This window comes from Methanosarcina hadiensis (assembly GCF_046529725.1).
Classification (GTDB): Archaea; Halobacteriota; Methanosarcinia; order Methanosarcinales; family Methanosarcinaceae; genus Methanosarcina; species Methanosarcina hadiensis.
Genome location: NZ_CP136241.1, coordinates 3,229,089 through 3,255,564, shown reverse-complemented (window position 1 = coordinate 3,255,564; position 26,476 = coordinate 3,229,089). Strand labels below are relative to the sequence as shown.

General features: G+C 42.4%; 26 protein-coding genes and 2 riboswitches. Of the genes, 7 read left to right on the top strand and 19 right to left on the bottom strand.

Annotated features, from left to right (window positions below):
* Window positions 1-157: 157 nt before the first annotated feature.
* The 10 genes from RSJ42_RS14005 to RSJ42_RS13960 form a co-directional block, all read right to left on the bottom strand.
* Entirely contained in the window at window positions 158-952 is a 795-nt protein-coding gene (locus tag RSJ42_RS14005) for a carboxymuconolactone decarboxylase family protein (RefSeq protein WP_410507886.1), read from the bottom strand.
* A 144-nt stretch (window positions 953-1,096) separates the two neighbouring features.
* A complete protein-coding gene (locus tag RSJ42_RS14000) occupies window positions 1,097-2,032 on the bottom strand; it encodes a methanogenesis marker 7 protein (RefSeq protein ID WP_410507885.1) in 936 nt (311 codons plus the stop codon).
* Window position 2,033: 1 nt separating this feature from the next.
* Window positions 2,034-2,633 carry a methanogenesis marker 17 protein gene (locus tag RSJ42_RS13995; RefSeq protein WP_410507884.1) on the bottom strand — a complete coding sequence of 200 codons (600 nt, stop codon included), beginning with the start codon at window positions 2,631-2,633 and terminating at the stop codon, window positions 2,034-2,036.
* A gap of 7 nt (window positions 2,634-2,640) precedes the next feature.
* Window positions 2,641-3,888 carry a methanogenesis marker 15 protein gene (locus RSJ42_RS13990; protein WP_410507883.1) on the bottom strand — a complete coding sequence of 416 codons (1,248 nt, stop codon included), beginning with the start codon at window positions 3,886-3,888 and terminating at the stop codon, window positions 2,641-2,643.
* The gene (locus RSJ42_RS13985) at window positions 3,885-4,388 is read right to left on the bottom strand and encodes a methanogenesis marker 5 protein (RefSeq protein ID WP_410507882.1); all 504 of its coding nucleotides are present in this window, start codon (window positions 4,386-4,388) and stop codon (window positions 3,885-3,887) included. Before RSJ42_RS13985 ends, RSJ42_RS13990 begins: the two co-directional genes overlap by 4 nt.
* A 6-nt stretch (window positions 4,389-4,394) precedes the next feature.
* Window positions 4,395-4,838, bottom strand: a complete 444-nt coding sequence (locus RSJ42_RS13980) for a methanogenesis marker 6 protein (protein ID WP_410507881.1) — start codon at window positions 4,836-4,838, stop codon at window positions 4,395-4,397.
* 148 nt (window positions 4,839-4,986) lie between these two features.
* Window positions 4,987-6,534, bottom strand: a complete 1,548-nt coding sequence (locus tag RSJ42_RS13975) for a methanogenesis marker 3 protein (protein WP_410507880.1) — start codon at window positions 6,532-6,534, stop codon at window positions 4,987-4,989.
* 73 nt (window positions 6,535-6,607) lie between these two features.
* Window positions 6,608-8,221 (bottom strand): methyl coenzyme M reductase system, component A2, encoded by a 1,614-nt coding sequence (gene atwA / locus RSJ42_RS13970; protein WP_410507879.1) that lies wholly within the window; start codon window positions 8,219-8,221, stop codon window positions 6,608-6,610.
* Window positions 8,222-8,424: 203 nt separating this feature from the next.
* On the bottom strand, window positions 8,425-9,270 hold the full coding sequence (locus tag RSJ42_RS13965) for an HAD family hydrolase (protein ID WP_410507878.1): 846 nt from the start codon (window positions 9,268-9,270) through the stop codon (window positions 8,425-8,427).
* 117 nt (window positions 9,271-9,387) lie between these two features.
* On the bottom strand, window positions 9,388-10,281 hold the full coding sequence (locus RSJ42_RS13960; RefSeq protein ID WP_410507877.1) for a presenilin family intramembrane aspartyl protease PSH: 894 nt from the start codon (window positions 10,279-10,281) through the stop codon (window positions 9,388-9,390).
* A gap of 501 nt (window positions 10,282-10,782) precedes the next feature.
* On the opposite strand from RSJ42_RS13960, the gene RSJ42_RS13955 reads away from it, so the two are divergent.
* Window positions 10,783-11,118 (top strand): hypothetical protein, encoded by a 336-nt coding sequence (locus tag RSJ42_RS13955; protein WP_410507876.1) that lies wholly within the window; start codon window positions 10,783-10,785, stop codon window positions 11,116-11,118.
* A gap of 216 nt (window positions 11,119-11,334) precedes the next feature.
* On the opposite strand, the gene RSJ42_RS13950 is transcribed toward RSJ42_RS13955, so the two are convergent.
* Window positions 11,335-11,466 (bottom strand): hypothetical protein, encoded by a 132-nt coding sequence (locus RSJ42_RS13950; RefSeq protein ID WP_410507875.1) that lies wholly within the window; start codon window positions 11,464-11,466, stop codon window positions 11,335-11,337.
* 505 nt (window positions 11,467-11,971) lie between these two features.
* On the opposite strand from RSJ42_RS13950, the gene RSJ42_RS13945 reads away from it, so the two are divergent.
* From RSJ42_RS13945 to RSJ42_RS13935, 3 genes are all read left to right on the top strand, one after another.
* On the top strand, window positions 11,972-12,274 hold the full coding sequence (locus tag RSJ42_RS13945; RefSeq protein ID WP_410507874.1) for a hypothetical protein: 303 nt from the start codon (window positions 11,972-11,974) through the stop codon (window positions 12,272-12,274).
* A gap of 598 nt (window positions 12,275-12,872) precedes the next feature.
* Complete coding sequence (gene fen / locus RSJ42_RS13940) at window positions 12,873-13,889, top strand: flap endonuclease-1 (RefSeq protein ID WP_410507873.1); 1,017 nt, start codon at window positions 12,873-12,875, stop codon at window positions 13,887-13,889.
* Window positions 13,880-14,197 (top strand): hypothetical protein, encoded by a 318-nt coding sequence (locus tag RSJ42_RS13935; RefSeq protein ID WP_410507872.1) that lies wholly within the window; start codon window positions 13,880-13,882, stop codon window positions 14,195-14,197. The genes fen and RSJ42_RS13935 overlap by 10 nt, the downstream gene beginning before the upstream one ends.
* A 300-nt stretch (window positions 14,198-14,497) precedes the next feature.
* On the opposite strand, the gene RSJ42_RS13930 is transcribed toward RSJ42_RS13935, so the two are convergent.
* The 8 genes from RSJ42_RS13930 to RSJ42_RS13895 all read right to left on the bottom strand — a co-directional run bounded on the left by RSJ42_RS13930 (window position 14,498) and on the right by RSJ42_RS13895 (window position 24,366).
* Entirely contained in the window at window positions 14,498-15,454 is a 957-nt protein-coding gene (locus tag RSJ42_RS13930) for a beta-ribofuranosylaminobenzene 5'-phosphate synthase (protein ID WP_410507871.1), read from the bottom strand.
* A 409-nt stretch (window positions 15,455-15,863) separates the two neighbouring features.
* Complete coding sequence (gene gpmI, locus RSJ42_RS13925) at window positions 15,864-17,411, bottom strand: 2,3-bisphosphoglycerate-independent phosphoglycerate mutase (RefSeq protein ID WP_410507870.1); 1,548 nt, start codon at window positions 17,409-17,411, stop codon at window positions 15,864-15,866.
* 99 nt (window positions 17,412-17,510) lie between these two features.
* A complete protein-coding gene (locus RSJ42_RS13920; protein WP_410507869.1) occupies window positions 17,511-17,906 on the bottom strand; it encodes an MFS transporter in 396 nt (131 codons plus the stop codon).
* Window positions 17,907-18,162: 256 nt separating this feature from the next.
* Complete coding sequence (locus RSJ42_RS13915; protein ID WP_410507868.1) at window positions 18,163-18,546, bottom strand: MFS transporter; 384 nt, start codon at window positions 18,544-18,546, stop codon at window positions 18,163-18,165.
* A 325-nt stretch (window positions 18,547-18,871) separates the two neighbouring features.
* Complete coding sequence (locus RSJ42_RS13910) at window positions 18,872-20,959, bottom strand: dynamin family protein (protein ID WP_410507867.1); 2,088 nt, start codon at window positions 20,957-20,959, stop codon at window positions 18,872-18,874.
* A gap of 167 nt (window positions 20,960-21,126) precedes the next feature.
* Window positions 21,127-22,413 carry a phosphopyruvate hydratase gene (eno, locus tag RSJ42_RS13905; protein WP_410507866.1) on the bottom strand — a complete coding sequence of 429 codons (1,287 nt, stop codon included), beginning with the start codon at window positions 22,411-22,413 and terminating at the stop codon, window positions 21,127-21,129.
* Between the two features lie 350 nt (window positions 22,414-22,763).
* Entirely contained in the window at window positions 22,764-23,081 is a 318-nt protein-coding gene (locus tag RSJ42_RS13900; RefSeq protein WP_410507865.1) for an inorganic diphosphatase, read from the bottom strand.
* A gap of 58 nt (window positions 23,082-23,139) precedes the next feature.
* Window positions 23,140-24,366 (bottom strand): cation:proton antiporter, encoded by a 1,227-nt coding sequence (locus RSJ42_RS13895; protein WP_410507864.1) that lies wholly within the window; start codon window positions 24,364-24,366, stop codon window positions 23,140-23,142.
* Between the two features lie 12 nt (window positions 24,367-24,378).
* Window positions 24,379-24,440, bottom strand: a riboswitch (Fluoride riboswitch).
* Window positions 24,441-24,819: 379 nt separating this feature from the next.
* Between RSJ42_RS13895 and RSJ42_RS13890 the strand changes: the two genes are divergently transcribed.
* The 3 genes from RSJ42_RS13890 (at window position 24,820) to RSJ42_RS13880 (ending at window position 26,227) form a co-directional block, all read left to right on the top strand.
* Entirely contained in the window at window positions 24,820-25,182 is a 363-nt protein-coding gene (locus tag RSJ42_RS13890) for a DUF190 domain-containing protein (protein WP_410507863.1), read from the top strand.
* Window positions 25,183-25,364: 182 nt separating this feature from the next.
* A riboswitch (Fluoride riboswitch) is annotated at window positions 25,365-25,436 on the top strand.
* Between the two features lie 15 nt (window positions 25,437-25,451).
* A complete protein-coding gene (crcB, locus tag RSJ42_RS13885; protein WP_410507862.1) occupies window positions 25,452-25,847 on the top strand; it encodes a fluoride efflux transporter CrcB in 396 nt (131 codons plus the stop codon).
* A 38-nt stretch (window positions 25,848-25,885) separates the two neighbouring features.
* Window positions 25,886-26,227, top strand: a complete 342-nt coding sequence (locus RSJ42_RS13880) for a DUF190 domain-containing protein (protein WP_410507861.1) — start codon at window positions 25,886-25,888, stop codon at window positions 26,225-26,227.
* The last annotated feature ends 249 nt before the right edge of the window (window positions 26,228-26,476 follow it).

The window sequence follows — 26,476 nt, the reverse complement described above, 5'->3', positions numbered from 1 at the left end:
AAAAATAAGTTCTAAGGTTATAAAACCCTGACGTGTAGTCATCTATCTGAAAAGGCGTCTGGAATTTAGACTCGAAGTAATTCTAATTTCTATAGAATAAGTTGCCTTTATTAAGTATCCGGAATTAAACTTTAACCATTGACCCGGGGAAAGTAAATCATGAACTTTTACTGGTTACTGACTTGATATTTGCGCCTGCGATATTGCATACTTCGCAGTCAGGGTCACAGCATTGCTCCCTTTTTCCGTTTTCCTCTTTCTGGCTGACATTCTCACCAGGAAACTCGGATGCAAGAGCCCGTGTACTTTCTGCAAGTACTGCAGCGTTCGACAGAGACGCACCTATCATTATTGCAGAAAATATTTTTTCTTTTGAAATTCCTTTTCGTCTTGCAATCCTTAGATGCATTTTCAGACAGTGTTGACAGCGGAGGGCGGAAGCTACACCAATAGAGATTAGTTCAATGGCTTCCTGATCCAGATTTTTGCCGGCGGTCTTGCATACTTCGCAATCAGGAGTACAGACCAGCTCTCTTTCTTCTTTGTTTTCGTCGCCTTCATCCGGGTATTCGGCTTTAAGAGACTTTTTACTTTCTGCAAGTACTGAGGCGTGCGAGAGAACTGCTCCTATCATTATTGCAGATAATATTTTCTCCTTAGGCAAGCCTTTCCTCTTTGCTATTCTCAGGTGCATTTTCAGGCAGTGTTCGCAGCGAAGGGTAGAAGCCACACCAATGGAAATGAGTTCTACGGTTTCCTGGTCGAGATGTTTGAACTCCCTCATAATAGAGTTATCATAAAGAGTCTTCGGAATGAAGATCTCAGGCATATCTTTCAAAAAATTCATAATATAAGGGACTTCTCCGTACTGCTCTCGAACGTCATCAAGGAGATCCGGAATGACTTTCGCGGGATCATTTTTCAAAATTTCCACAATATCCTCAAGTTCCATAAGAAACCACCAGCATAGATTAACGTGGAAATCTGGCTTAGAACCGTTTTCTGGACCGGGTTTTACAGTTTTAAGGATAAGTGGTAAGTCACAAACCCAGTAAAAATGTAAAGTGAATGATTTTTTAGCTCAACAGAATCCGGGTCAAATTGCAAAACCAACGTCAGACTTAGATTTGATTTTTATCAATATATAATTTTTCATTTTTGATCTGGTAATATTAGCAAGTTCTGAAAGAGTGACTCCTTCATCAAACTCCAGTTTTTCTATTTTTTCGTGATACTCATCATATGGGAGTTTGACCCTGAGCCCGTCAAGCTGAAGGGTAAGAGGTGCGGGAGAAAGTACAGTACGGATTTCCGGGACCTGATTCTCTATTTCTTTCATTACCCGCGCAGGAATTACTGCAAGCGGGTCTTTCGCCTGCTGTTTGCGTATATTATCTGCTATTTTTGAGATCCCTTCGTTAAGATTATCAAGGGCATTGACCTCCTCTGTCCGCCTTAACCTGTGAGAAACCCTTCCGATATTACCTATATAAAGGTCTGCTCCGGGAATATCCTCTGTTTTCAGTTCCGCAGGCCCTCCGGTAACTACAATCGGTATCTCTATGCCTTCAAAAAGCTTCGGTTTCTTTTTTGTAATACAGTCACTGAAAGAGCCGAAAGTGAAAACCGCAATATCATGCTCGTTAATGAGTTTCCTTTCGTAGTCCATAGATAGGGATACTCTTCGCCCCATCCCCCTGGCCAGCCCTATCATATTTGTGTTAGCTCCGGGGTGGCGGAGATATTCTGCTACATCGCAGGCTGAATGAGGGAGGTGATGAGATGCAAGTGTAGGGGAGACAACTGCAATCTCCACACCTGTTAAAGGCGCTTCTGCCAGTATTCCAAGCATTTCATCTGAAAGCTTTTTTACAATATCAACATCTTTTTCGGGCACAAGCATTATGAGATTGACTTCAGTCCCGGTAACCACTTTCTGGACTATATAGCCGCCGAGGTCTTCCATTAACTCGATTAAAAGCCCGTGCTTATGGACTCCACCGGTGTAAAGATAGGGTAGAAGTACAGCCATCTTATTTTTTCCCTCCTTCCATCAATTCGTCGAGCATTGCTCCTGCTTCTTCTATCCACTCCTGTTTCAACGCCTCCTCGGATGCTACGAAAATAAAGCGGTTACCTTTATACAGGTGGTATCGGACCCTGAAACCTTCAGGAGTTGCCCTTACTGCAAATTCCACGAGGTTTTCATGAAGCCTGTGCCTGGGGTCTGCAACCATCATTTCTTTGAGGAAAGCAGCTTCTTCTGCAGGTTTATCCGTACTTATAGCTACAGTCCACCGGTCCGGCTGGCTGATGTTAGCTTTTCCGTAGCGTTCCCAGAGCTTTACGAGCAATTCCGGAATGTACTGCTCTTTTTTGATCGAGATTACCACTTCACCGGCGACAGGCTTCGAATCCACATCGGCAATATCAAGTGTCGTAACCTTTGTACCCACGTCCCTGAGGATGATTGCCATCTGAAAGAGGGAATCTTCAGGCCTCAGCACTACCTTGATCCTTCCTATTGCAGGGGCAAGCTTGAGACTTGCAAGGTTGTCCTCGACAATCTTCCTGTAAAACTCTTTCTCCGAATCAATTGCGGACTCAACAACAAAGGTCTCAAGCGAATCCATTTTGACCTCACTCCTCCACGTAGCCGGAAGCAAGAAGGGCTGCGCCTACGGCTCCTATCAGATGGGAGTTTTCAGGTACAAGAACATTGATTTTTAGAAGATCTCCCAGGGCCTTCGGGACACCCGCAATCAGTGAAGACCCGCCCACAAGAATCAGCGGCTCCTTAACATCTACTTCCTGCAGTTGCTGTTCGTAGATCTGTTCTACCACGCTGTAGCAGGCTGCTGCTGCCACATCCTCAGGAGTAGCCCCTTTAGCGAGGGAGTTTACAAGGGATTGGGTCCCAAAAACGATACAGTAACTGTTCATGGATACATTTTCATGCATACCTTTGACTGCAAGATCTCCAAGTTCGGTAATATCCACGCCAAGACGCTTTGATATCATTTCAAAGAAACGCCCCGAGGCTCCGGCGCAGATTCCGCCCATTGTAAACATTCCGGGAATCCCGTCTTCAACCGAAATTGCCTTGTTGTCCATCCCGCCTATATCAATTACTGTTGCAGGGCCTCTTTGCCTGTCAGCAAGATAAACCGCTCCTTTAGAGTTCACGGTAATTTCTTCCTGGATAAGCTGGGCTTTTAAGTGGTTCCCTATAAGGAATCGTCCGTATCCGGTCGTCCCCAGGGCCTGGATTTCTTCCCTTGAGACTCCAGCTTCTTTAAGGGCCTGAGAGTATGCTTCCTCAGCACTTTCAAGAACTTTTGTTGTCGGTACCCAGCCCTTGCCGATTATTTTATTATCCCTCATCACCACTGCTTTTGTGGTCGTTGACCCTGAGTCTATTCCGGCAGTAAGTCCTTTCTGGACTTCCCTTGCAAGAAGGTGTCTGCGTCTTACAATTGTAGTAAGGGCTTCAAGGCGGGTGAGAAGGGTGCCTGCAGTTGTGCTCTCTGTGAAAGAATAACTGATTACCGGGATATTTGAGTGCCTGTGTATGTATCTTCTGATCTCGTTTCTTACGATAGCTCCTTCGGCGCAGCGGAAACAGGTTGTAATAAATACTCCGTCAACACTGGTTGTCCCTTCTACGACAGCTTTTGCCCGTGCCATCATAAGCCTCAGGTCCCCGCTTGCAACCTCAAGCCCGAATTCCCTGCCTATAGTATCTATGGATGCAACATCAACTTCAGGGAAAATGAATTTTGCATTTACTCTGGCTGCTGCTTCATCAAACTCAGGCTGGACCCCTGAATACTCAGATCCGCAGGATACCAGGGCAATCTTGACAAGTCCGGAATCTTCAGCGCTCATTTCTTGTCCTCCTCTTCTGCAGTTTTTTTCTCTTCTGCCTTCTCATTTTCATCAGGTTTTTCTTTAGGCAATGAAGTCAGGAATTCTGCAATTTTATTTACGAAATCTCGGGCTTCTTCGTCAGATTCGGGATACTTTACTTCCAGTACGGGAATACCTTTTGAGCGGACCAGATACTTCATTAGCTCATTTGTACGGTTACAGCCCACACAGCCAAAATTCGTGGGCGGGTTTTCAACTATAATTGCAGCTTCGGTCTCTTCTATAAGCGGACCTATCAGTGACATTCTTCCTCTTACTCCAGGCGGAACTTCAATTGCAGCATATTTAAGACCAACTTTCGGGTCCTCGGAAGTGATATTGATAGGAGGAGAATCCAGGCCAATGGTTGTAACTTTTTCTCGTATCTGGCTCATCATGGTAAGGGGTTTGTGCCCAAAACGCTCAACCAGGTCAGAAAGGATAAGACTGTTTATAGGGTAAATGAAAACCTTTGCCAAAAAAATTCACCTCGAAAGTTCCGCTTCAATAATTTCTTCAAGCTCCGAGACTTTAAGCTTGCGTTTCTCCTTTTGCTTCTCTTTCATTGATTCATCTGCTTCCATTTCATCAAGTGCAGCCCCTATTGCAGGAAGCATCTCAACTTCTTCCCTCATGAAATGAAACCCTGGTCTCGGGCCTCCCCCCCGGCTCGCCCGGCAACGTCTCTCATCGCCTGCAGGGAATCCTCTATCTTTTATAAAAATGTGGTTTTTGTCCAGCTCCCGGATCTTTTCGACTACTGCAACAACATCCTCTTTAGTACCTGTTACAATCAGTCCAAAGCAGGTCTCCTTCACCTTAACCGGAAACTCTGATTCATAAATTTTCATGGCTGCATCTGCGGGCAGCACTTTATCCGAACTGATTACAATATATTTTGTAATCTCCTCTTTTTTCATCTCTGTCATTTTCTGTCTCTCCTTAGCTTCGGGAGACTTCACCTGCAAAAAATTAAAATATGTGAATCCGCTCAAGCATCGGGTATTTCTTCGCTTATGTATTATTTTAATGTTACATTATTTATATATTCATGTGATGATTTTTATATTTAAACAATTATTCTCCGTAAGAGCTATTATTTTTCCTATGTGCAGCCTCACTTATGTATATTGCATCCCCTTCTTTAATGCCTTTTAGTCTGTCAGGCTCGATTATCCTGCCAACAATATTCGTTGAAGAGAATTTTTCTCCGGTAGGGCCAAAAAGGTCATCATCTTCAAGTCTGGCTCCTATGATCCCCATTCTCTTTGCTGCCTGGTTTGTAATTCCTATTTCTCCAGCCAGTACTCTGTCAGTTGGCGTGTTTTCGGGAAGGATTTCTTTGTACTTCACCACTTCCTTTTCTGTTTTGAAAAGGTATGTGCTCTCGTATATCATATAGACAGGAAGCTTTCCGACGGTTTTGGTCTTGAGTTCAAGCGCATGGCGGAAAAAGTCAACGGATTTTGGAGCCTTTTCTGTGTATAGTTCGACCTCAATCAGTTTTGCTCTGGATACTCCATAGGCAGTTACTTTAGCTTCTCCAAGAATTTCCAGGGTAGTTGGAGGGTCCTGCCTCACAATTACCGCGTCTTCTCCTGTGTACCCATCTCTTACCAGTTCTACTCCTATAGAGGAAAGTACAGGCTCGACATCTTCAAAGCTGTGCCCGAGCAGGACGATTTGCGGAGGAAGGCTTTCGACTGATAGCTTTTGCCCTTTTTCCGCAAGTTTGATAAGCTCAAGCCCTTTTGTTACCTGCCCCACAACTGAATGCACAAGGCTTGAAGGCCGGTCCTCTCTGGATATGTATATTCTGCCTGTGCCGTATCCGACTGTCCTTACAGAAATAGCACCTTCTTTTCTCGGCTCAAAATTTTCATAAGGAGCAGGGACTTCTCTAAGACTGTCGTCCGAAATAAACGAGCTGGTAACGACATCTACTTTAAGTGTACCTTCACGGGTCAGAGCATAGAAATGTTCTGCCCCTTCCGGGGAATTTCTTGAAAGCTCAACTTCAAAATAAGTGAATATGCTGTCCTCATTTTCGAGAGGGGTTGAGAGATTGGCAGTGCATGTTTTCTCTGCAATCTGCTCCCATTCTATAACCGGCTCTATACTGAGGATGGAATCTTCTCTCGAAAGCCTGGAGATTATTTTTCTTCCAGTTACAATTGTTGCAAAAGCGCCGTCTTCGGGCGATCCATATTCAGCTTTATGTCTCTTTCTTGACAGGATCAGGTGAGTATTATTGGGGTCAAATCCTCCAGCTCCGAACAGGACATCAAAAGCTTCAAAACTTCCTGTTTCACGAGAAGGTTTTATATCGGCTTCAAAAGGCCCAAGAGCCAGAGCTTCAGGGCTCTCCCAGTGGACATTTTTTCCTTCATACTCTTTATAATGTTTAGCCCATAATTTTCCTGAGAATGAATCGGGATCTTTGATTTCTATCCTCAGCTCCCCTCTGGGCGTATTGATAGCGTATTCGGTGATTTTCTCCGTTCTCTTTTCAGCAGCTTTTTTAATGATTCCAACCGCTGCACCGGCTATATAGGGGGCTCTGGAAACTTTTAGGGCGTCTCCAAGGGTAGAGCCTTCAGGCAGAGTGTAACCCTGCCCATTCACCTCTACGCTGATCTCATTACTCGTAATCGCACCTCATTTTAGTATTATTCCATACTAAGAGGTGGCAGCATATTTATATTTCTTCTGCAGCTTTGATCTTTTCCTCTTCAGTGAGCTGAGATAATACTGTTTTTGGTTCTCCTATATCCACAATCTTTCCGTCGCGCATAAGGGCAACACGGTCGCAGATCTCGTTTACAAAGTCCATGTCGTGGGATACAATAACAAAAGTCTCTCCTATTTCTTCCCTGGCTTTGAGAATTGAATTTGTCACTGCGATCTTTGTTATCGGGTCCATTGTCCCTGTCGGCTCGTCCATAATGACAATTCTTGGCTCTTTGATCAGAACCTGCGCAAGTGCAATTCTATGCCGCTCTCCCTCACTTGTTTCATCGGTCATTTTGGGTAAAATAGCTTTTGCCTTATCCTCATCAAATCCTGCAGCTTTCAGCGTCATCACGGCTTTTCTGACTCCAAGCTCGAATGGGAGGTCAAGGCTGATAGACTCCGTAAGGTTATCTATTACGGAACTGTGGGTATAAAGCCCGTATTCCTGGTGCAGGAATCCCATGTATTTTGTTGCCCTGCCTTTATTTTCAACCCCTAACTTTGTCATATCTACCCAATCGTCCCCTATGCGGACTTCGACTTCACCAGAAGTCGGGGGTAAAATACCCATGAGGATTTTTGAGGTCGTAGTCTTGCCTGCTCCGCTTACCCCAACAAGTCCGAAGATTTCTCCTTCCTTAACATCAAAAGATATATCGTCAACAGCTCTTACAACTCCCCTGTCCACTGAAATATAACGCTTGGAAAGGTTCCTTACGCGGATAATGGGCTCTCCTACCAGAACGTTCTTTTCGTGCCTGACCATGGATGCACTCTGCATAAAGATTGCAGAAACCTCAAGCGGATCTCCTTCCTGGACAACCTCTCCGTTTTCGAGAAGGATCGCTTTATCTGCAAGTTTCTCTATTACTTCGGGCCAGTGAGAGGTAAGTACCATGCTCATGTCGTAATTCTTAACAGCGTTTATAATGGCGTCATGAACCAGTTTTGCGGTCATAGGGTCAAGAGTACCTGTTGGTTCGTCGGCTAACAGGAGCAATGGATTTCTTACAAGCTGTCTTGCAAGTACAACCCTCTGTTTTTCCCCTCCTGAAAGCTCCCTTGCCACGTGCATCATACGATGGCTCAGGTTTACTTCCTCGAGCAGCTCAACCGCCTTTAGCATGGCGTCGTTTCCTTTATACCCGATTTCATTAAGAGAGTTTATGACATTCACCAGAACCCTTTCGTCCCCATAAAGGGCAAAGGTTCTCTGAAGCATGATTGCAATGCGTTTAGTGATGTCCCTCCTAACCGGATCATAAAGAGAAAGTTTTATAAAATCAGCTTCAAACGACTCAAGTGTCTCACCACATACGGGGCATTTCTGTCCTACTCTGCTCGGTCGTTCTATATATCCGCATTTTTCACAGCGGGCCAGATGATATATTACTTCGCCTGAGATATTATCAAAAGACTCGGTCCCGCGCAGCACATGCATCAAGATTGTTTTCCCGGATCCGCTTTTTCCCAGGATCCCAACGACTTCCCCTTCGTTGATATTTAAATTTACGTTTTTCAGGGCTTTGAGACCGTCGAAGTCTACAGTTAGGTTTTTAACTTCAATAAATACTGGCATGAATTTTCCTCCGCAAATTATGAGCTGAACATAAATCTGGTGGCTTTCTCGCGCCTGGTTGGCTTACCGCTCAATAGTGAAAAGCAATTATTTTAAAGTGGAATCCTGCACTAACATAATCAATAAATTTCTCACATATGGGCAACAAGTAGATAAGAATAAACATTACATAAACATAACGCATTATTTTGTCACTGTTAACATCAATTATCAATATCGATTGGCAAACTTGCTGGATTTTCGTTTCTTATTAATCCTTTTACCACATCCACGACTTTTATTATATCGTCGAGCACCACATCTGCTGCTTCCCTGAGCTCCTCCGGTCTTTTGTCCCCCTGCTGGATTGTCATTACTCCTATGTCTGCTGCCCTGAGTGCCAGGATATCGTTAATCCCATCCCCTACCATAATTACTTTTTCATATCTACTTTTTAATTCAAGCACAACTTTCTCCTTGATTAGTGGATCAGCAAAAGCAAAGACTCTTTCTGTGGGGATATTTATTAAATTCGCAAGTTGAACAAGGGCAGGCATTCTGTCTCCAGATGCTATATATGTATCGACTTTCATAGCATGAAGAATTTGAACAGTCTGTAAAGTCTTGTTGAATACCTGCCCTCCCGTGCTGAGCACATAAGGTATTCTTTTTGCCTCCGAATCTACTATTAGACCTGCCGCGAGATAAATGCTGTCAGGGCAGCGAGCTGCAACTGCTTCGAGTACATCATGCACGTCCCCCATAAGGAGTGAAGCTCCTTTTATGATCTCACATGCAATGTCCGGGGTAAACAATCCTTTTGAACAGCTTATTCCTATTGAAATCCTGTTCTCGCTTATAAATTCGAATAAAGGCATTTCCCTGCTTGAGCGCAGGATTATTTCTTTCTCTGTATTAAGAGCTACAAGGCCGCAACCGTTTTTTTTTGCGACAATGGCAGTGCTCTCTATATTTTCCAGAATATTTCCCGTACTGGATTCTTTTGCAACTCTATACATATGGAGAAGAGTTCCGGCACTGTCAAAGACCACTGCAATTCGTCTGGCCATGTCAAGTGATTATTCTATAAAATAAAAAAATCTTTGTGAAAACGTGAAATGAAACCAGAAAAAAGAAATTTATAAAAATAAATGAAGTGGTGAAGTTAAATTCCAATCTACTTTTTTTCAAAGAATTGAAGTTCCTGAAAGCAAAACACCTGCAAAAAAACCGAGTATTGCTCCTGTATTCAGGAAAGGCAGCCCTGCCTGGGGTTTTCCTTTCATTACCACAATAGACAGAATTATATGCCCTGCAAGAGTTCCCAGAACTGCCCCGAGTACGGGATACGATAATCCTCCATTTTCAATGAATACATTTGCGGAGACTACAAGTAAAGTGGGCATAACTGCATCCCCAAGGCCCATGAAAAAAGCCTCACGTTTTTCTCCTTCCTTAAATGTTTCCTTAACAAACGAATAGTCCCGGTGCTTTGGAATTATAAATAGAATGGGAAGTTTAAGGTCCATTATTCCTTCAGCCATAGTTATCATATGTTTTGTCTTATACACCGAAATAGCATCATAGACTGCAAGAAGTATCAGAAGGACTACTACCGGGATAGGGGATAGGGAAATTCCTAAAAGTGCGCTGACCCCACCTGCTATGCAAACTCCCAGGATATCGATTACATACCATTCAGGGTATTTGTAAAGCAATACTGTCAACCCTGCGGATATCAGGACTGAAAGAATGTTTTCGAAGCCTGAAAGTGAAGGAATCAGGGTAAAAAGTGCGAAAAACACATAGTACAGGGTACTTACGATAGCAAGATATATGAGTAAGCTGATGACCCATTTCATGTTTTTCTTTATCGCTATCAGAACAACAAGTGTAAAAGACAGGATCAATACAATGTAATACAATGAATTGGAAACCTGCGTAGGATCTTCAAAAGCCTGCATGTTATTAGTTTCCATTGGTGTTGACAATATCAGGGAGAGAACCTGTACTATCAGAATCAGCCCTGCCATGGAAAGGATTGGTAAATAATCCTTAAGTGAATGTTCGCTGGAACTCAATTATTAAACTCCTTATTTCTTGACATTATGCCTTTTCTATTCCTTTATATATTTACTCTATCATCTTTCTTCAGTTTTTATTCTTTTCATTATAAAGTCCATCTGTTCAATTGTTCATCTTATCCATATTTTTTACTATCAACTCCGTTTAACAGTTTTTCTTTAATTTTTGTTTTGCAAGCTCCAGGGATTGAGTTGGTCGCTTTATTATTTTTCAGTAATTTCTATTCTCTCTTGATTTTCCTGCCGTATTGTAAAAAACGATCTCGAGATAAAGGTCAAATAAATAGTTTATGCAAATCATTAAATATGATCACTGTATAAAAAATAAACAAAATAGAAAATATAGTTAATATAGAAGTACATTAAAAATTGAAAAACGGTAAATACTTTATGTGATTATCTCCATCTAACAATTTCCATTCAAATATCCAAAATTTGTTTTTATGCAAAATTCATGATTTCAAAGGAAAAATTCCATAAGTATGTCAGAGGTATATAATGGAGACAAGAGACACAGTATTCCTTATTGTGATGGTCCTGTCATCTTTCCTTCTATCCTTTGAGTGGCTCAGAAGGTTTACATACAAGCCAGAAAACCCCTTTATTGATCCTTTAATTATCATATCTATTATGATTCTAACTGGAACCTTATCTCTCATGCTCATTTCCATTAACAACAAACTTCAGGACTTTGAAGATAAGATCGAAGCAAGGGACCGTGCTCTCAGGGTTAATATGGAAAGTTCGGATACAAAAATTGAAGAAAGGATGAACGAACTCTCGACCAAAGTTGACAATGCAGTATATGAATTCAACCGCAGAAAATATCACTGATTTCTGCTAACAATCTTATTTTTTAAGAGGTTAATTCTATCAGCTTTTTTCTCGCGTCTAAATCTTTTTATCTACTTTTTGGGAATAACTAAGTATAAATAAGGCTTTACTTCCTTTTTTAACTTATAGTTTCATTTTTTTTGATTTGTAGCTTCATTTTCTTTTTATTTTGTATCTCATTTCCTTCTTTGGTTTATAGCTCACTTTCTTTTTTACTTATAGTTTCATTTCCTTTTTTGGTTTATTCCTCATTTCCTTTTTTGGTTTATATCTCATTTCCTTTTCAACGCCTTCCTCAGTTTTTATTTGCTCATATTCGATTCTTTTTCCTTCCACAATTCTTTTCACATTGCATTTTTGTTCCTTCTCTTTATCATAAATAACTTTAAATCGCTTTATTCGTTAATCAACGATTTTTTTTCGGGCTTCCAAGTGTTATTGTTTTATTTCTTTTTAAAAATGGGAAATTTGTCAGTAATTGCCTGGCACATTCATCCGAAGGACATTTTTTCAGTCTACATATATAATTAAGAAGAAAAGTTCTTATACAAGTTTTGTTAAAAAGATCTTAACTTACATGTTAACTGCGTTAAATTTATTCCTACTTTCAAATATATATTTAACATGATATGTTACCCGGTTGCTTTGAAACGTTATTCCCTCTTGCATTTTCGGACACAAGCTCCACGATTTAGTAAAATTTATATACTGGGTATTCTGTACTAAAGGGGAATATCTGTATTCCAGATATTTATAAATATATTCATATTGATATTGTGTATCGTAAGTTATTATTACTCAGAGTTAGTATATTGAATTACCTTGTGTAAACAGGTAAAGAAGGAACGCTAATATGCACCTCAATCTTGAGCCGATTGGTATTATCAAAAAGGTTGCAAATAAGTCGGAGATTTTGATTTATTCTGATTTTGAGCAGGTCATACGAAATATCGTATCCAAAATAGGAGAAGGAGCGGAGATGGGCCAGAAGCTTCTGGTTATCCATAAAAACAATAGCAAAAAACAGATAGATGGTCATCAGGTCCAGGTTACGAAGGCTACGCTTCTGGAAAGAAATGGAAATCTGTTGACAATATCTAAAATAGAGGCGAATGAAGACTCGGTAATTGATGTTCGGCTTGATCAGGCTGCCTGATATCACTAATTTCGGCAGGTGTCGATAAAGATTTCAAATTCTTTCGAATTCTTCCTTTCTTTCGGATAGCCTGTATTGGAATTACGGCGAAAGGCTCTGGTTTTAACTCAGAGCAGATTTCCCACAATGTTTTTATTTGCTTCTCTTTCAGTCAGAACAGGGCTCGTTAATGTAAAATAAGTGTTTTATGCGTGCGGCTGGAAGGCGGAATTAAAAGGAGCCTTTTATTCAATTTAAAAACCCTTTGTTTAATTTAATAAAAATTTTGCCCTGAGAGCCAGGAAGAGCACTGCACTTGAAAAGGAAGAATACGGGATTTGAGACGAATTATTCTTTCTGGTCAGAAATATTTCTATTTTATCTTTTATTGATTTCAACCTGAAAGGGTTTCTGATGGTCTCGAGCGTAAAATATCAGTATACATAAAACCTATTTTCAAATAAATAATGGCGGCAGCAATGCTAATCCTCTATAGCCTTGCTATAGACAATGATTATACTGAACATTAAATGGGTTAATTATAAAAGAACAAAAGAAAAGGATTATCGATCTTAAACAGAGTTTGCTTAAACAGAATTTTTATTAACAGAGGGAAAACATGGGTACAGATATAGGAGATCTGCTCCAGAAAAGAAAAATAGAGCTTTCCGATCTCTCAAGCCAGGTGATTGCAGTTGACGCATTTAATACCCTGCACCAGTTTTTGAGCATTATTCGCCAGAGAGACGGAAGTCCTCTGGTTAATTCGAGCGGGAAAGTAACTTCTCACCTCTCCGGGCTTCTTTACCGCACAGCCAGTCTGGTTGAAGCAGGCATAAAACCTGTTTTCGTTTTTGATGGCAAGCCCCCTGAAATGAAATCCCAAACCTTGAATAAAAGGAAAGAAGTAAGGGAATCGTCCCGGGAAAAATGGGAATATGCAAAAAAAGAAGGGGATCTTGAAGCTGCCTATAAATATGCCCAGGCTTCTTCAAAGGTTGACCAGGGCATTATTGAGGATTCCAAACATCTTCTCGGTGTGATGGGCATTCCATGGATACAGGCTCCCTGTGAAGGGGAGGCACAGGCTGCGCATATGGTCCTAAAAAAGGATGCGGATTATGTTGCTTCCCAGGACTATGACTCTTTCCTTTTCGGAGCTCCAGCTGTTATCCGCAATCTGGCTGTTACTGGCAAACGAAAGCTTCCTGGAAAGAATGTATACGTTGATGTTGAACTTGAAATGATTGAACTGGAGGAAACGCTGCAGGCGCTGGGAATCAGCAGGGACCAGCTAATAGATATCGCAATCTGCGTGGGTACGGATTATAACAAAGGACTGGAGAAAGTAGGTCCCAAGACAGCTCTTAAATTGATTAAAAAGCATGGGAATATTCATGCAGTTCTCCGGGAGAAAGGGGTAGAGATCGAGGCTCTGGACAGCATAAAGGAACTTTTTACCCATCCTGACGTTACGGATAACTATGAAATCAAATGGGGGAAGCCGGATTCCGAAAGACTAATAACGTTTCTGTGCGAGGAAAATGACTTCTCCGTAGAAAGGGTAGAAAAAGCTGCAGAGCGCCTTAAAGCGGCTTCAGGGGCAAGACAGAGAACTCTCGACCAGTGGTTCTGAAAAGCTTTTCGGATATGCTGGAAGGGAGGCTTAAGGCTGACAAAACCAGAGCCAGAGCCTTCAAAGGAAAAACACTCACTTTCTCGCATCTACGGAGCGTTGACCCTGTACTTCTTTCTACAGCCAGAAGCCTCTCTGCTGTCAAACGGTCATTTTCCGGCCTGATAATAACTGCGCTTTTCCAGATACTTATTATCCGGATTTCGGGAAGTGTGGCTCTCCTTGCTGATACTATTCATAACTTCGGAGATGCCGCAACTGCAGTCTCTCCGGGGTTCGCTTTCCTTCCCTGCGGAAAAACCAGATAAATGTTTTACATACGGTTACGGCAGGGCAGAAAACCTTACAGCCCTATTCATTGTTTCCCTTATTTTTTAGCCCCCAGTTGCAGCTTATGAGTCATTAAAAAAGAGGCATAATCTACTACACGGCCTGGACTATTTTCAAACCCTGTCGTGCACGTAGATCCCTATGGAGCGCCGGGAGGGATTTTCCATCGGTTCCAGGAATCGAGCCCGAAGCCTTCTGTATTGGTTCTCATTGAGTTTTAAGATCCCAATAATTAAAACATATTAAAATTATCCACTCAGGCTTCAGGCTTATCAAACTCAGATTTCAGATATCTCTGCTCCGCTGTTTCTGGCTCGGGTCAACATTGTGACTCCACCTACGGTCTCGTCAAGCATTTTCTGGACCTCTGTTTGAAGCTGCCTTCCTTCTTCTTTATTGTCTACAAGAGCATAAACTACGGGCCCAAATGAACTTACTCCGGCTCCATAACACTGGCTGCGCAGGAAAGAAGCAATATTCTTTACAAAATCCGGCCAGATAAGGCTCTCCCTTTTATTAAAGCCGACAGTCTGGACATGATTTATTGCAGCTCCGAAACTCTCGATATCTTCCTCTATTACGGCAGGCATCATCTGCATGAGCACCACATGGCAAATTTCCCTGACTTCCTCTACAGGCAGAGGGCAGAATTTTTTGAAGGTATCGATTTCTTCCTGGTCGTGCATTCCCTTTTCATTGGGGATTGCTACCACGATGTCCCAGTCAGGGAAATCCTCTCGAAAGAGCACTGGCCCGGGAGGCACCTGACTGGCAGCCGATGGCATAAAACCTCCTTTATCTTTGAATTTGTGCCCTCCGTCAACTATAAATCCTCCTTTTTCAAAAGCGGTTACCCCTATACCTGAAGTTCCTCCTCTTTTTACTGTAAGTGCAAGTTCTCTAACACTCTTCCCAAGACCGTAGAGTTCGTTTACAGCTGCTGCTGCTGCCAGGGAGGATTGAGTTCCTGACCCGAAACCCACATGGGCTGGGTACGCTTCATTTACATTGATTCTGATTCCCTTTCCTTCGGGCAGCAGGGCTTTTGCAGCTTTTTTCATTCGATCGGCAAAATCTTGCAGACCTTCAATACTGACTTCCTCGGCTTCTTCCGCTGTAATCCTTATATTCGGAGAGGAAAGGGTCAGTCCTGCACCTCCATCGACTCTTCCGATTTCTCCATTCATGTCAATAAGAGTCATATGAATTCGGCAGGGAGTAGTTATTTTGATCATGTGTAGCAAACCCCGGGCAGTTAAAAGTTTATACTGTCCTTTTCATCTTTACTTTCTATTGTGACTGGTGATATTTAACCTTTTTAAAATAATCCTGCGCGGGAAGTCCCTTATTATATAAAACAGGTTAAGAAATTTTGCTTAATGAACCAGGCTTATGAAATAAGGAGAAGTAATCCAGAATGGATCGATAGAAGCAAAAGGAGAAATGAAATTTGAGAAAAAAACTCGGCCCTCTACATGATTAAACGGAAGCAGGAAGAGAAAAAAATTCACTGAAAAATAAGAAGCACTGATTTTTCATCAATACTTTTCATTCTTCACTATGCCTTTTATTCTTTACTACTTCTTTTCGTTCTTCATTACTTCTTTTCGTTCTTAACTATTCCTTTTCATCTCTTATTTACAATTATTCTTTCAAAATTAATGATCTTCCTGTCATCTCTTCGGGTTTCGGGATTCCGAGAAGATCAAGGAGAGTTGGGGCAAGGTCGGACAGTTTTCCATTATCAAGGGCTTTTACTTTACCATTTCCTGTATAAACGCACCTTACATGGTTTGAAGTATGAGCAGTATGAGCTTCTCCTGTATTCGGGTTTTCCATCTGTTCGGCGTTTCCGTGGTCTGCAGTTATAAGGGCTGCCCCTCCTGCAGTTTTCAGGGCTTCTACAATCCTGCCAACGCAGTTATCTATTGTCTCAACTGCCTTTACTGCGGCGTCAAAAATTCCTGTATGCCCTACCATGTCCATGTTTGCAAAGTTGAGTATAATAACGTCGTATTTCCCTGACTGAATTCTCCTGACCACCTCGTCCGTAACCTCATATGCGCTCATTTCGGGCTTGAGGTCATAGGTGGCAATTTTTGGCGAAGGGATCAGGCAGCGGTCTTCTCCTTCATAGCATTTTTCCTGCCCGCCGTTAAGGAAAAAGGTCACATGGGCATATTTTTCGGTTTCGGCGATGCGGAGCTGGGTAAGGCCGCGGTCGCTCAACACTTTGCCAAGTACGTCTGTCAGTTCTTCTGGCGGAAATGCAATAGGCAAATCGAGGTTTTCATCGTACTGTGCCATGCAGACATAACGGACTTTCGGGCGCTTTTCCCTGGCAAAACCTTCAAAGTCATCCTTTACAAAAGCCCAGGTAAGCTGCCTTGCCCTGTCCGGCCTGAAATTAAAAAAGATTATTGAATCATTGTCCCGGATGACTGTTTCTGGATTTCCTTCCGTGTCAGTGATTACAGTAGGTTTTATAAATTCATCAGTCTCTCCTCTATTATAGGCTTCAGAAACTGCAGTTACGGCATCTGCTGCTTTATATGGGGCGACTCCAAGAGTTAAAGAATCGTAAGCAAGCTTTGTTCTTTCCCAGCGTTTATCTCTATCCATTGCATAATAGCGCCCCTGTACTGTCGCTATTTTTGCACTCTGGTTCTCCTTACAAAAAGCATCAAGCTCCCTGACATCTGCAAGAGCAGCTTTAGGAGGAACATCTCTCCCGTCCAGAAAAACATGTATATATATTTTTTTTAACCCTTTTTCCTGTGCAAGTTTAATGAGGGCATAAAGGTGGGTCATATAACTGTGAACGCCTCCGTAAGAGACAAGCCCCATAAGGTGCAGGCTTGAATCATTGAGCTTCACGTTAGAAATTGCCTCCAGCAAAACGGGATTCTTGAAAAAGTCTCCGTTTCTGATAGAGACGTTTATTTTCGTAAGGTCCTGATAAACAACTCTTCCTGCTCCTATGTTCAGATGGCCAACTTCAGAGTTCCCCATTTGACCTTCCGGAAGCCCTACGGCCTCACCTGAGGTTTCTAAAAAGCATGAGGGGCATTCTTTCAGAAGCTGGTCAAGGTTCGGTGTTCTGGCTGCCAGGATAGCGTTTCCATCTTTATCTTCCCTGTAGCCCCAGCCGTCAAGTATCATGAGCATAAGAGGTTTTCTCGCCTGAGTCATATGAAGGGAATTCCGCACCTGTCAATAAATAGGTTATTGTAAATCCTTATAATCCGTGTATTTCGAGAGTTTTTACCTTCAAATATCTAAAGTATGTCTTCACAGCCGTTCAGCAGATTTATTTCCCCCTATCAGCGCAAGGGCCCCGGCTGTGCCTACTACCGCTGCAAATGCGAACCCGGCAGCGAATCCGAAGATACTCCATAAGATTCCAACAACAAAACTGGAAATGAAATCGCCTATTCCATTAATGGCAGCCAGTACGCCGAAACCAAGTGCCAGGTGCTGCTCTTCCTCCATCTGCCCTGATACGGCACCCTCCAGATTATCTTCGGCTACTATGTAAATGCCTGCCAGAGCGAATAGTAATCCACAGATAACGATATTGGGAGGCAGTATTATAAATCTCATAAACGTTAGGACGGCCAGGGCGCATCCCAAAGTCAGCATTTTCTTTCTACCGAGCCCGTCTCCGAGCACTCCGAAAGGAAGCATGCGGCTGCATAAGCAACATTTCTCAGTCCATAAAGGAGGACTCCTGAAGAAGTTGCCTATAAAAATCCCGTACCTGGTGTTAGCATAGTTACGGCGAAGAGGATTAGCATCGTATGCGAGAAATCGGCTATTTTGAAAAGAAAAACTGCGGAGAGAAATTTCCTAAATTTTGGTGAAAATTCACTCATGGATTCCAGGATATTTTTCTTTCTTTTGGTGGAAGCCGGACTTCTTTCCCTTGCTGCTACTGCAAAAACTACTGCAGCGAGATGCCAGGTATCATTGCAAGCCAGATTATATCTCTTATTCCAATCCGTATTACGAGAACAAATGCCAGTGCAGGTCCTACCATTGCGCCCAGCGTATCTCCCGCACGATGCATTCCAAAAGCCTTTCTAAAACCTTTTTCCTGTATCGATTTTGCCAGTATAGCGTCAAGTGGGGGACCCCTTATCCCCCTGCCCATCCAGCCAAATATTCTACCGATAAGCACAACTGTCCATGACATTGAGATTGCAATAATTGCAGGGAAAATACCCGTAGCTACATATCCGAATGTGGCGATTTCCTTACGCTTCCCCAGTTTGTCCGAATAATATCCTGAAAATAGTTTGGCAAAGCTTGAAAATCCGTCGCTCAACCCTTCGATTACCCCAGGGAGAATATAGGGGCTCCTAATGAGGCAAGAAAGGATGGCAGCAATACGGTTACTGATTCATGCTCTAAATTCGAGAGAAAACTCGTTAATGAAGCGTCCCAGACGGTGGAATTAAGCCATTTTTTGTTCTCTTATCCATTATCCCACCTTTAAATTGAGTTGCTACTCTGAAGTTACAATTTTTGTTTTAGTGAATATTGATTATGAATCTTTCCTGACATACAGATTCATTCACTGCATTCTGATTAAGGGATTTTCTTATGCATAGCTTTGGAACACCATATAATAGCCATTTATCGCGCAGGTCTTAATTTCCTGCATCAGTGATATTGTCGAGAACCAGACCTCCAAGCAATATAAGGTCATCTTCAATGGCACGAACTTCTTCCAATTTCAATTCATGCTTCCCGGATGACCGCTCTGCCTGTGCCCTGTAGAGTTCGGCATATGTCTCAAACCGCTGGCCAATCTCGCCAGTTATTGCTTTGCTCCAGTCTCTCAAGAGATTAAGATAGCTGAAGAGAGAATTTTCAAAAGATTTTCCTAGTTGCTGGCGGATTTGTTTTGCCAGTTCCTTCTCGGCAAATTTCTTTCCCAGAAGTGCTGAGTACATGGATTTTTGTACACTGACCTGAATTGTTCCGGGGTCGAATACCGGCATATCCCGTATAAATGACAGGAATTCATCCTTTCCCGGAATTTCAGCAATTGGAATTTCAGCGATTGTTAGTTCCTCAGCGCTTTTCACCAGTTCATTCTGCAGTCGGAGGGCAAGAGTCTCGATAAGGCCCTGGATAGTCTTTGCCTGCTCCTGCACTACCCTGAGGATAGCAGTATGGATTATGTTTTCCGGCTTAATCCCTGAGTATTCATTTTGCGACTGAGGCTCTATAATGCTTACAGCCACTGTAAAAAAGACATCCGGAATATTGCTCTCTGTTTTCTGGATCTCTCGTTCACATGCGGAGCGTGTCTCTTCGATCAATCCTGTTGCCTTGAGCAGGCGGGCCTCGACTTCGGGCATTACCTGCTTATTTTCTGCTGATGAACGTGGATTCTGCCGGATCTTATTTTGCAAAATGGACACTATCGATTCCTTCAGTGCACCAATCTTTATCTGCAGCGATAATTTCCTGAGCTTCTGTGATCGGCTGTAAAAAGGAAAGATGTCTTTCTCAAACCACTGGTTTAACAGGTGAAGATGTGAAGGCTGGACACTGACAGGATAGACTGACAGATCCTGACCGGCTTCCGAGATAATGTGCTGCCTGATGTATTCAACCGTCTTTTCGCAGTCCTGCTGATTCAGAAGGTCTGCTTTACTGAGGAGGACGTGTGCGGGAATCATTGCTTTCTGCAGTGCTAAAATAGTCCGCAAATCTACCTCTGTTAATGTTGACCCTGCATCTATCAGTACTACCCCGAGATCGCATTTTGGCAGGTATGCAAGTGTTTCGGCTGCTCCGCTGGTTGCAAAGGACCCAAGACCTGGGGTATCAACAAAGGAGATTCCGTTACAGAGACGTGGTGACGGAATTGTTACAGTTACACGTGCTACGTGTTTTGTGTTTCCCGGGTTTTGCTGTTCCGTTGCGAACTCTGCGAGCCTGAGAACTTCATATGTTTTTTTCTGGGAATCAGCAAATGAAACCTCTAGAGCCTCTTTTTCGCCGCAGGTGATGCGGACAGGAACAGCCGTAACCGGGGTCACGCCCACAGGCAGCACATGCGCATCAAGAACGGCGTTCAGCAACGATGACTTCCCGGAACTAACACGTCCGAACACTGCAATCTCAAAACTTCGGTCTTCGGCTCGATCGAGAATAGAATCGATTGCTCCCCGGAATTCGACTAACCCTCGTTTTGTTACAACCTGTTCAATCCTGGAAAGAAGTTCAAGGTCATTACCTGCATCTTCCAGCCTTTTCAGGCGTGTCCTTAAGTCCTGCCCAATGCCTTCTCCAAGATATCCATCAAGCCGCGTTACCAGTCCCTGTAGCTCCCCTGCAATTCCATTCAGTTCTGTTGCAACAGTATCGGATATCTCCCCATAACCCCGCATGTGTTTTGGTTTCAGCTCTTCTGCTGCAATATCAATAGAATAGAGCCTGCTACGGATGGCTTTTGAAGCAGGAATGCCTGTCTGTTTATAGTTAACTCCTTGCCCTTCGAGTATTTGAATAAGACGAGCGCGGATATGTGAAATATAATCCTCAATCGTTTTTCTTTGTACTGGGGTGAGATCTGAAAAGTACGAAGGAAATGCAGCCTTCGCTGTTGACTCATTCAGGATTTCTTCAACATCACTGAGAATCTTGTCGATATGCTGGCAGGTAACAAGAAGGTAATGTGACTGGTGCTCATTCAAAGAATCAGAGTGTTGCCCGGCTGTCATATCATACAAACCTGGTCATTCAATTTTACCCAGAAAAGATGACTTTGCTGGGTGGGGTAAACCTCCAGCATCATCGAAAGCTTTCAGGCTTTTAATTGACATAACCTGGATCTTTCCATTTTTAATACCTTTTTTTTGTCCTCTGTCCGGGAACACTGTGCGGACCCTTATCCTCGCACAAAAGCTTTCCTACCAGCATATACTGCCCTGTTCCCGAGTTCTTCTTCTATCCTGAGGAGCTGGTTGTATTTCTCTATCCTTTCCCCCCGGCTGGGGGCACCGGTTTTGAGCTTACCGGCTCTTGTTGCAACAGTGAAATCAGAGATGAATGAGTCAACTGTCTCACCGCTCCGGTGGGATACATTCAAGCCCCAGCCTGCACTCTTTGCCAGCTGCATGGTTTCAAGTGTTTCGGTTACTGTTCCGATCTGGTTCAGTTTAATCAGCACTGAGTTTGCAATCCCTTCTTTAATCCCTCGCTTAACAAGTGCTGGAGAAGTAACGAAGATGTCGTCCCCAATCAGTTCAATCCGATCCCCAAGTTCCTTTGTCAACATCTTCCACCCAGTCCAGTCCTCTTCGGCCAGTCCGTCCTCGATCGAGATGATGGAGTAGTTTTCCACAAGCATCTGGTAATACTTTATCATATCTTCAGGGGTCAGGGCTTTTTGCTCCCGCTTCAGTTCGTACTGTCCATAGTGATAGAAACCGCTTGATGCCGGGTCAAGAGAGATGGCAATATCCTTTCCGGGCTGGTATCCTGCCTCTTCGATTGCAAGAGTGATGAGTTCCAGTGGTTCTTCGTTGGACGCGACTTTTGGTGCAAAGCCACCCTCATCTCCTACTGCTGTCGGATAGCCTTTCTTTTGCAGGGTTTTCTGTAATGCACGGTACGTTTCAGCACCCCATTGCAGGGCTGTCCGGAAATTGGGAGCACCAAGGGGTGCAATCATATACTCCTGAAAATCAGCACCCTGCCACTGTGCATGTACTCCACCGTTCATTACGTTCATCATCGGGACAGGCAGTAGGTAGCGCCGGTCTTCACTCAGGTATTCGTATAACTGGAGTCCGTTTGCCTGTGCAGCAGCCCGGGCTGCCGCCATGGATACACCAAGGATAGCGTTTGCACCGAGCCTTCCTTTATTCGGTGTGCCATCAAGTTCAATCATTGTCAGGTCAATAAGTTTCTGATCCCCTGCATCCAGTCCGATGAGAGCATTGGCGATATCCCCGTTCACATTGGTAACAGCAGTGAGCACGCCTTTCCCACCATAACGCTTTGGGTCGCGGTCACGAAGTTCGAAGGCTTCGTATTTCCCTGTCGATGCTCCGGAAGGAACCGCAGCTCTTGCCTTTGTCCCATCCTGAAGTACGATATCTACCTCAACAGTCGGGTTTCCCCGCGAATCAAGAATCTCCCTTGCATGAATCTTTTGTATAGTTGTATTCATCGAGTTACACTTCCCGTATCCCTTTCTCCTTTTAATAGTGGGTCGGAACAGACCTGGATAAAATTTGAGTTTACTGTGAAATTGTGAATGTTATAACTGAATGGTATAAAGTACCTGCAACTGCCCAGGTCTTAAGATCTTAAAGTCAGAAGTCTTCATAATTTTTTACGGTTATTTCTTCTGCTCAATATACCGGTATTTAGCTTCCTGAAGTACAGTGACTGCCGTTTCGAGGCTTTCCCAACCGATAACTTTCACTCGTTTGTCCTCCAAACCCTATAATTCTGGAAAAAGTGAGTGATTTCCCTGAATAGATGAGGCGGAACCCGATCAACAGTCTCAATATAATTTCACATTGGGTCATTCTTTGGAACGCAGAGTATTTTTTGATCTCTTCCTTTATCATCTTCCATGTCAAACAGTGCTACAATATATACATCTATTACACAGCCCGGAAATGTAGATTCCCACGTCAATAACATGGCATCCAGAGGGTCACCGTCAAGAGCCAGGGTGTCGGGGAAAAAACCATAGTCACAGGGGTATACAATTGAAGAAAAAAGCATTCTGTCGAATTTAATTACCTTCTTTTCCTTATCGTACTCATATTTATTCCGACTTCCTTTCGGAATTTCTATAAGTACACTTTCGACCTGTCTTTCAGTCATACCAACACTTCCAATTATTTGTTGCTTTCAACTGTATTCTTTGTAACAATTGCAGTTATCATTTTTTCTGACAGGGCTCTGAAATCAGAACCTGGTATGCACTTTCCGGAGTCATAGTCTCAGGCTTACCGTTAAAGCTGCCATTCAAGTCTAGGATGTCTTCTGAATGAACCGGCTTAAACCATTTCTGAGCGATGTAAGTGGGTATTACTGCACTGGCAATTACCACGCCGACAAGGACCGAATATTGAACATTATCAATATAACCAGCTGTAAGCCCAAACACGCTTGCTATTGTCCCGAAAGTCAAACCAGTGCTCATCAGGAGCGTTGTGTACATACTTCCGCCAGGTATGTACTTCTTTGCAAGAAAGAATACACCAACGAATTTCGTGATTATCTTGATGGCAAATAGAATCACAAAGATTCCTGATGCCCCTATAATCAGGGGCACAGAAATTTTCATGCCGCCGACTATGAAAAATATGGGCGTGATGACAGCATAGGCTACCGTCCTCAGTCGGTTCCTGACTTCCTTCGTTTCCGAAGTCTCCACGAAGTGCCGGGACATGAGCAGCCCCAGAACAAACGCAGGCAGCACGGCCTGTCCCTCTCCCAGATTGGCGAAATAAATGAATATTAACAGCAAGAGGAGCAGGTATTTGATCTCAGGCTCAATGACCTTGTTTTTCAGGAGGGGATTGTGAAACACATGGTGAGAAAATTTGACTGCCAGATAAATCACAATCAATGAAACCGTGATGAACACAACTGTGTATACAGTTGGTTTGACGAATAATACACTCAAGGCGATAGCTGTCCCCATATCAGTAAAAAACGTTGATGCCATCAAAATCTTACCGATTTGCGTCCTCGACAGTCCAGTCTCGACAAGTACCGAATATACAACCGCCAGAGAAGTTGTTGATAAGGCTGTTCCGGCAATTAGCGACGCTGACAGATTCCAGCCAGCTAGATAATAAGTGAACAGGAACACGCCAATGAAAGGGACCACAAACGACATGGCTCCTATAAGAAAAGATTCCTTGAACTTTTCTCGCATTAGTTTTGTATCGATCTCTGTCCCGGCAAGAAAAGTCAGGATAATACCGCCAAAAGTAGCAATAAAAATCATCCAGTCTTCAGTCTGCAGTATTCCCAGGTTACCTGCCAGCGCACCAATAATTAGCTCGATAATAGCAACTGACAGACCCAGCTTTAACGAAATAACGCTTGCTAGTAGAATCAAAGCTCCTGTAATAAGTGGAATTGCGTCCGCTTGCATGAACTCCCTCCCTATATGGTAGGAGTCATTAGCTACACAAGCGGTTCAAGGCAGACTCCATTGCCTATGCAATAAGGTATTACTACGGGGTATGTACTTAAAATTTGCTGTGACAATAGTAAAATCTTTTATAATATCCTAGTTTTGAAGTATGGCATCAAATATCCCATGCATGCATTTAATTTTAACCTTTGATATGTAGATGTCCAAAAATTCGATATTTGGTCCAAAACTGTAATTCCGTTTAAAACATATTTAAAAATGCATCTCAACTGTGTAAAGCCTATTAAGTCTTTAAATTACCTTCATGAATATCATGATTTTTAATGTAGTATCGACAATATTATTTTCTATACTCGCCAATATTACACATGAAAGCAACTTTAAATTTTGCATTTTTTTGAGGGATAAAAATGAAAAGGGTTAAGCGAAAACTATTGAGGGGAAGCTCAAATGAAAAGAGAGTCCGCAGCCATATTATTGAGAATATTTATAGGAGAATCTGACCGGTACAAAGGCAAGCCGCTATACATGCATATTGTTGAAATGCTAAAAGCTGAAGGAATAGCAGGAGCAACTGTATTTAGAGGTATCATGGGGTTTGGAAGACACAGCTTTATTCATACAGTTTCTATACTCCGCCTATCAACTGATTTGCCAATACTGATTGAAGTCGCTGACCTTGAAGAGAATATTGATAGGATCAGACCAAAGTTAGATGAAGTAATTAATCAAGGATTGATTACGGAAGAAAAAGTCAAAATTGTATTCTATGATAGCGACAATAAGAATAAGATACCTGTTGCTAATTATTAATTTATCACTTCAGTAAGCTCCTTAAATTTCATGCCGTATAAACGTGCAGCTCCTATATATCAGGACGATTATGCTTTCAAGATATCCACTACTTTACTATTTTCCACAATTTGGCCTGTCTATTATCCCATTGTTAAAAGTACTACAGAGCACAAATTATTTATTTAATGACAGGAAAGATGTGTCCCGTAGGTGATGAAGTCCGCCTGGACTCTTCAGTCTAAACCGCTTACGCTGATGACTTCTACATCAATTATTGAGGCTTTATTGTGTATACTATTTTACTTGTAGGTATAGGCGGCTTCATTGGTGCTATTTTAAGATATACATTAGGTGGATGGATACAGAACGGTTTTATTAATTTCCCAGTGGGTACGCTAACCATAAACACTATTGGTAGTTTCTTATTAGGCTTAATTATGTACCTTTCTGAATACCAGGGTTTGTTTAGTAACGAAACCAGGATATTTCTGACAATTGGTATTATGGGAGCTTTCACAACATTATCAACATTTGGTTATGAATCATTTCGATTACTTGATGACTCAAAGTTGATGCTAATGGCAATAAATGTAGTATCAACAGTATTGTTTTCTATAATGGCTGTGTATTTTGGCAAGATTGTTGCTTTGAGCATTAGCACTTACTTCTTGAGAGGAAGTTAAATGAAAGCGGACATATTGGAAACTACTGAGGGAAATGCATGAAAAGAGAATCCACAGCCATATTATTGAGAATATATATAGGAGAATCTTACCGCTACAAAGGTAAGCCTCTTTACACGTATATTGTTGAAATGCTTAAAGCAGAAGGAATAGCAGGAGCAACCGTATTTAGAGGTATTATGGGATTTGGAAAACGTAGCCTTATCCATACAACTTCTATACTCCGCTTATCAACTGATTTACCAATACTCATTGAAGTCACTGATCTTGAAGAAAATATCGAAAAGATCAAACCAAAGTTAGATGAGGTAATTACTCAAGGATTGATTACGGAAGAAAAAGTCAAAATTGTATTTTATGACAGTAATAAAAGTGAATAATTCTCTAGTTATTACATTATAAGTTGAAGACTATCCCGATGAAATAGCCGTTCAGGCGCAGTTTTCCTGTCCGCAGCGCCTTTTTTTCATTATCGTTCTACTTTTAAATTTGCACTTGATCAATTTAAAATCCATCAATATCTGTACCCCTTCTTTCGTAGTGAAAAAAATTATGCAGACCCATGCTATTTTACAGAAATGCCTCTGCAATGCTTCTATTATGGGGGGTTTACGTGATTCCTTCCTCAG

Excerpts from the sequence above, each read along its gene's own strand:
- gpmI (WP_410507870.1), bottom strand. The coding sequence starts at position 17,411 with ATGACTCAGGCGAGAAAACCTCTTATGCTCATGATACTTGACGGCTGG.
- RSJ42_RS13955 (WP_410507876.1), top strand. The coding sequence starts at position 10,783 with ATGGAGACAAGAGACACAGTATTCCTTATTGTGATGGTCCTGTCATCT.
- fen (WP_410507873.1), top strand. The coding sequence starts at position 12,873 with ATGGGTACAGATATAGGAGATCTGCTCCAGAAAAGAAAAATAGAGCTT.
- RSJ42_RS13900 (WP_410507865.1), bottom strand. The coding sequence starts at position 23,081 with ATGACTGAAAGACAGGTCGAAAGTGTACTTATAGAAATTCCGAAAGGA.
- RSJ42_RS13995 (WP_410507884.1), bottom strand. The coding sequence starts at position 2,633 with ATGGATTCGCTTGAGACCTTTGTTGTTGAGTCCGCAATTGATTCGGAG.
- RSJ42_RS13930 (WP_410507871.1), bottom strand. The coding sequence starts at position 15,454 with ATGATCAAAATAACTACTCCCTGCCGAATTCATATGACTCTTATTGAC.
- atwA (WP_410507879.1), bottom strand. The coding sequence starts at position 8,221 with ATGCCAGTATTTATTGAAGTTAAAAACCTAACTGTAGACTTCGACGGT.
- RSJ42_RS13980 (WP_410507881.1), bottom strand. The coding sequence starts at position 4,838 with ATGACAGAGATGAAAAAAGAGGAGATTACAAAATATATTGTAATCAGT.
- eno (WP_410507866.1), bottom strand. The coding sequence starts at position 22,413 with ATGAATACAACTATACAAAAGATTCATGCAAGGGAGATTCTTGATTCG.
- RSJ42_RS13890 (WP_410507863.1), top strand. The coding sequence starts at position 24,820 with ATGAAAAGAGAGTCCGCAGCCATATTATTGAGAATATTTATAGGAGAA.
- RSJ42_RS13920 (WP_410507869.1), bottom strand. The coding sequence starts at position 17,906 with ATGCTTCCTTTCGGAGTGCTCGGAGACGGGCTCGGTAGAAAGAAAATG.
- RSJ42_RS13965 (WP_410507878.1), bottom strand. The coding sequence starts at position 9,270 with ATGGCCAGACGAATTGCAGTGGTCTTTGACAGTGCCGGAACTCTTCTC.
- RSJ42_RS13945 (WP_410507874.1), top strand. The coding sequence starts at position 11,972 with ATGCACCTCAATCTTGAGCCGATTGGTATTATCAAAAAGGTTGCAAAT.
- RSJ42_RS14005 (WP_410507886.1), bottom strand. The coding sequence starts at position 952 with ATGGAACTTGAGGATATTGTGGAAATTTTGAAAAATGATCCCGCGAAA.
- RSJ42_RS13880 (WP_410507861.1), top strand. The coding sequence starts at position 25,886 with ATGAAAAGAGAATCCACAGCCATATTATTGAGAATATATATAGGAGAA.
- RSJ42_RS13990 (WP_410507883.1), bottom strand. The coding sequence starts at position 3,888 with ATGAGCGCTGAAGATTCCGGACTTGTCAAGATTGCCCTGGTATCCTGC.
- RSJ42_RS13910 (WP_410507867.1), bottom strand. The coding sequence starts at position 20,959 with ATGACAGCCGGGCAACACTCTGATTCTTTGAATGAGCACCAGTCACAT.
- RSJ42_RS13895 (WP_410507864.1), bottom strand. The coding sequence starts at position 24,366 with ATGCAAGCGGACGCAATTCCACTTATTACAGGAGCTTTGATTCTACTA.
- RSJ42_RS14000 (WP_410507885.1), bottom strand. The coding sequence starts at position 2,032 with ATGGCTGTACTTCTACCCTATCTTTACACCGGTGGAGTCCATAAGCAC.